General features: G+C 40.3%; 3 protein-coding genes and 1 pseudogene. 3 read left to right on the top strand and 1 reads right to left on the bottom strand.

What is annotated here, in order from left to right; all coding sequences use genetic code 11:
- The 3 genes and pseudogenes from AC1DJR_RS19060 to AC1DJR_RS19050 all read left to right on the top strand — a co-directional run.
- Positions 1-123: thiol-activated cytolysin C-terminal domain-containing protein (locus tag AC1DJR_RS19060; RefSeq protein ID WP_477003249.1), on the top strand; the 123-nt coding region annotated here is incomplete at its 5' end.
- Positions 124-631: 508 nt separating this feature from the next.
- Positions 632-1,861, top strand: a complete 1,230-nt coding sequence (locus AC1DJR_RS19055) for a serine hydrolase domain-containing protein (protein ID WP_002084484.1) — start codon at positions 632-634, stop codon at positions 1,859-1,861.
- A 477-nt stretch (positions 1,862-2,338) separates the two neighbouring features.
- Positions 2,339-2,884, top strand: a pseudogene (locus AC1DJR_RS19050) (alpha/beta fold hydrolase); the annotation flags it as partial.
- 360 nt (positions 2,885-3,244) lie between these two features.
- On the opposite strand, the gene AC1DJR_RS19045 reads toward AC1DJR_RS19050, so the two are convergent.
- A complete protein-coding gene (locus AC1DJR_RS19045) occupies positions 3,245-4,234 on the bottom strand; it encodes a beta-ketoacyl-ACP synthase 3 (RefSeq protein WP_477003248.1) in 990 nt (329 codons plus the stop codon).
- Positions 4,235-4,332: the final 98 nt, after the last annotated feature.

Raw genomic sequence — 4,332 nt, 5'->3', positions numbered from 1 at the left:
GGTCTTGCATGGGAATGGTGGAGAACAATTATTAATGAACAAAATGTTCCGTTAACAAATGAAATAAAGGTCTCAATTGGAGGAACAACATTATACCCAACTGCTAATATTAATCATAATTAAAGGCAACGTATACGTCCGAAGCGCCCTGTTTACAGGGCGCTTTTTTACTTAGTTGAAAGTATATCGGCGTTTTTCAAATATATCATAATCAATTCGCAAATCTTATAATCATATTTTTTAATGGCTGCATGAATGTTTTCAATGATTTCATTCCTTATTATTAAATCCCCATAAATTTAAATTAGCCTATCTTTATTAATTCATTATGTATCAGCATTTGGATTTTTTATAAAGAAAAGGCACTATCCTCAAAGTGCCTCTTCCTACTTAATCTACAATGGGATAGCAACACATCGCCATCCTTTCTGTATATTTCTACAAAAAGAATAACGTTCTCTGTGAATTATGGATATAAATTTATCTTAGGTTGATAGTGATGTATGATGCCTCCATATACATAAATACATTTTGTCGAAATTATTAAAAAGGGGAATTTTTCTATTTGAAGAACTAATAATTGATTGTCAATATGTATTAGAAATCTCAATCTAAACTAAAGGAGAACAAAATGGGACAAAACAATAAAGGCTTTTCTGAAACAGGATTGCGCAAAATGCGCAATGTACTGGCGCAGCATGTCGATTCTGGAAAGATTCCTGGGCTCGTCGCCTTAGTCAGCCGAAACGGGGAGACGCACGTCGAAGCGCTTGGAACAATGAGGCATGATGGTGGCGCACCAATGCGTCGGGACACGATCTTTCGATTGGCGTCCACTAGCAAGCCGATCGCAGTTTCACCAGTAATGGTTCTGCTCGACGAGTGCAAACTGCATTTAGACGACCCAGTAGACAAATGGCTGCCCGAACTCGCTGACCGGCAGGTGTTGAAACAGCCCGATGGTCCACTGGAAGAGACCGTCCCAGCACGGCGTCCTATCACTGTACGAGACCTGTTGACCTCCACATTCGGTCTCGGAGTGGATCTCACGTTGATGGGTTCTCCGATCATGAACGCGTTCTTCGAGAGTGGGATATTCGACACGCCAGGGCAGGATATGCCCGATCCAGATGAGTTTATGTGTCGCCTAGGTGCACTTCCGCTAAGCTACCAGCCCGGAGAGCGGTGGCAGTATCATATCAGTATTGAAGTGCTCGGCATTCTTGTTGCCAGGGTCACGGGTCAGACATTCGAGTCGTTCCTGCGCGAACGCATATTCGATCCACTGGGAATGAAGGACACTGGTTTCTACGTGCCTGAGCTCAAGATTGACCGGCTTCCACCTGCCTTCAACCCAGATCCGCAGACAGGTGAGTTCATCGTGTGGGATGAGGGTACAGGCGGACGTTACAGCAAACCTCCAGCATTTCAAGCAGGCGGTGGTGGGCTGCTCGCAACCATCGACGATTATCACGCGTATTTGCAGATGCTGTTGAACAAAGGGATGCACGGAACCAAACGGATTCTGTCTAGGCCCGCAGTCCAGCTGATGACCACCAACCGTCTTACTCCTGAACAACAAGTATACCGAGACGATTTGGCCAAAAACAACGTCCATTTGTCGTTTGGACAAGGGATACAAGGTGGCTGGGGCTTTGGGATGGGGGTGCGTACCTATCTTGGAGACTACGCGTCTATCGGTCAATTCGGCTGGGATGGCGGAACTGGCACTACAGCTTACGCTGATCCAGACAAACAGTTTATTGGAATTCTGTTCACCCAGGTTGGGATGTCAACTCCGGCCCCATCGCATCTTATCCAAGACTTCTGGACCACGGTCTACCAAGCAATCGAAGACTGAAACCGAACTTAGGTATTGTTTAAAGGAAAACTCCAAGACAAATTATACGCATGATGGCCACCATCAACACCATGGTTAAAAGCTATGGCAGGACGGGAAGTGTTGGAAGTACTACGAGAACAGTTTGGCATTATTAATAAGAGCCAAATAATAAATCCTCTTGGATGCAAGAGGATTTTTTTTATTGGGAATAGTAAGGATGAGGGGAGGTGCATTACATATGGGAAAAGGTAGAAGTAATAATGCTGGTAAAAAGCAACCGAATTTCGATGATTCATCTAATTTCGCTAAACAAAGCCAACCGACAGAAAAGAAGAAGAAATAAGAAAAGGATCTCTCTTTATCAAGAGAGATCCTTTTTTAAATATATTGACGTTTCAGCACAACATATCGATTGCTTAACCAAATAGTCATAAATACAAGGCTTAAACTCCTGCGAATGGAAGCCAATTTAATATTATTGTCCTGCTTTTTCTAATGGGTGGAATGATTGCTCAAATTGTAGCCTTGAGGAACCCTCAGCGAGTTCTAAGTATAACTTTGATTGCATCAAGTATTTTTGGCTCTGAAGACAACAAACGGAATTTGCCTCCGATCGATGAGAAGATACTCACTTACCATGCTAATGGGGCCAAACTAAATTGGTCGGATGAAGAATCTGTTGCAAATTACTTGGTTACAGGATCAGTGTTACTCTGTGGTTCAAAGCATAAGTTCGATGAGAAGAGGGCTTATAAGCAGGTAGAAAAAGAAATAAAACGAGCAAATAACCTACTCAGTATGTTTAATCACTCACTTCTTAAAGGCGATGATTCTTATGAGGGGAAGTTAAAAGAAATTAATATACCTACTTTGGTTATCCACGGTACAGAAGATACAGTGCTTCCATACGAGCATGGTCTTGCTCTTGTTAATGGAATTCCCCATGCTGTATTACTAACCGAAGGATCGGGGCACGAGATTCATTGCGACGATTGGGTTCATATAATCAGCGCTATTTCGAACCATACTTCACTCTTATAATCATTATAGGAATCGCATAAAACAAAAACACTTGGAAAAAGGGCTACAATTGAATTTGTAACCCTTTTTTTCTATTGAAAATCAGTTTTGGAGCGGTTACTCAATTATAGAATATTAATACTCAGTGATTGATAATTCTGTCTTGTAAGGGGTAGTACCACATCGCTATCAAGCTAAGATTATGCGAAGTCAATTTTAGGAGAAAAACGCCATCCTTTCCTATGATTCTACAGAAAGGATAACGCCTTTTTAGCTTTATGGGTAGTGCAAAAACTTAGCTTTATAGCGATGGGACGGAATCCCTATAAAGATTTTTAATGTAATAAAATACGTTTATGTTACTATTGAATATTTCATCTCCTATTCCTTTGCTAAATGCCATTTAATGATATGTCCAGCGTGTGTAAGACCTCCTTCAAACCCATAGAGTAAGAGAGTGTCCCCGTTTTTCACCTTTCCTTCGTTCATACCTATGTCTAATGCCAATGGAATGGAGACGGAAGAAGTATTCCCCATGTATGTTACACTCGTTAATGTTTTATCCAGTGGGACACCTGATTTTTCACATATAGATTCAATCATTCGCAAATTAGCACTATGTGGAACAAACCAGTTCACCTCATCCAGTTGTAACTCTGCTTGACATAACAATTCTTTAATACCAATTGGTAGTGTCCGTGCTGCCCGCTTATATACTTCTCTTCTATTTTGAACTATCTTCCCATGTGTTTTTAAAGGATTTCCAAACATGGTAGTAGATAAATTTTTACGATATACATGCATACCTCCTTCCCCATTTGTCCCAATATGGGTAGCTATAAAGCTAGACACTTCTTCATCTTTCTCTACTAAAACAGCTGCGGCTCCATCTCCAAATAAGATACATGTAGTTCGATCTGTATAGTCTGTAATCTTAGATAAGGTTTCTGTCGTTACAATTAAAATCTTGCGATGAAGACCAGATGTAATTAAACCATTCGCCAGATGTAATCCATATGTAAAACCAGCACAAGTCGCATTGAAATCAACAGCGCCTGTATGCTGAATATTAAAATGCTCTTGTATTTGGCAGGCTACACTTGGAAAAGTGTAGTCAGGCGTAGTTGTTGAAACGAGAATACAATCCACGTCGACAAGACTTTTATGATAACGTTCCACTAAGTTTTCAATAGCTTTAAAAGCTAATGTAGAGGCATATTCGTTATCACCAGCATTTCTTCTTTCCTTCATCCCAGTTCTTTGTACAATCCATGCATCATTTGTATCTACTAGTTTTTCTAAATCATCATTGGTCAGCTTTTTTTCAGGTACATAGGTACCRATAGCTGTAATTCTTGCTTTTGATTGCATACATTTATCCTCCTTTACTATTTTTACACTTAATTATATAATCAAATAATAGTACCAGGTGCTAATTATTGTCAATATTCGAACATGCTATTTTAGGG

Source organism: Bacillus sp. 05T31 (assembly GCF_056396725.1).
The sequence above is the reverse complement of the archived record's forward strand: the minus strand, read 5'-3'. Positions and strand labels throughout refer to the sequence as shown.

Excerpts from the sequence above, each read along its gene's own strand:
- AC1DJR_RS19055 (WP_002084484.1), top strand. The coding sequence starts at position 632 with ATGGGACAAAACAATAAAGGCTTTTCTGAAACAGGATTGCGCAAAATG.